The 560-nt window shown below is 47.3% G+C and carries 2 protein-coding genes; both read right to left on the minus strand.

The features are described 5' to 3' along the window. The coding region (locus GY683_RS01535; RefSeq protein ID WP_297287078.1) for an NAD(P)H-hydrate epimerase at positions 1 to 328 on the minus strand (328 nt) is incomplete at its 3' end. 1 nt (position 329) lies between these two features. Next, positions 330 to 560: Holliday junction DNA helicase RuvB C-terminal domain-containing protein (locus GY683_RS01540; protein ID WP_297287079.1), on the minus strand; the 231-nt coding region annotated here is incomplete at its 5' end.

Raw genomic sequence — 560 nt, forward strand, 5'->3', positions numbered from 1 at the left:
CGCTTAGCTCCTTAGCAGCTTGGCTGTCAGCAGTCTTTGGTGTATCAGGGGCAAATACCGTAACCGTATAGCCTTGCCTTGCTAAATGATCGGCGACCAGATAACCATCACCGCCATTATTACCCATACCACAACAAACCAAGATGCTGGCCTGATATAAGCCCTTGGCATACATAATATCAAGCACCGCTTCACTTAGCATAAGCCCTGCTTGTCGCATTAGCCCAAAACCTGCCATGCCCTGTATCCACACCCTTTCCCACATTGATATATTTTCTGCTGTAAACACATCATAAGATCTAGGCTTATCATAAATACTGACACTCATCTCACACCCCCATCTCCATTAACAACACGCCTTTTTCTAATAAAATCCGCCCCTTGGGCGTACGCTGAATATAGCCTTGCTGAATCAAATACGGCTCAATCACATCCTCTAGCGTGCCACGGTCTTCTGCCATCGCCGCCGCAATCGCTTCCACGCCTGCAGGCTTGCCATCAAAGCGATCTTTTAACATGGACAAATACCGTCTGTCCAAATGATCCAATCCCTGCTTATC

Source organism: Moraxella sp., from assembly GCF_024227015.1.
GTDB lineage: Bacteria > Pseudomonadota > Gammaproteobacteria > Pseudomonadales > Moraxellaceae > Moraxella.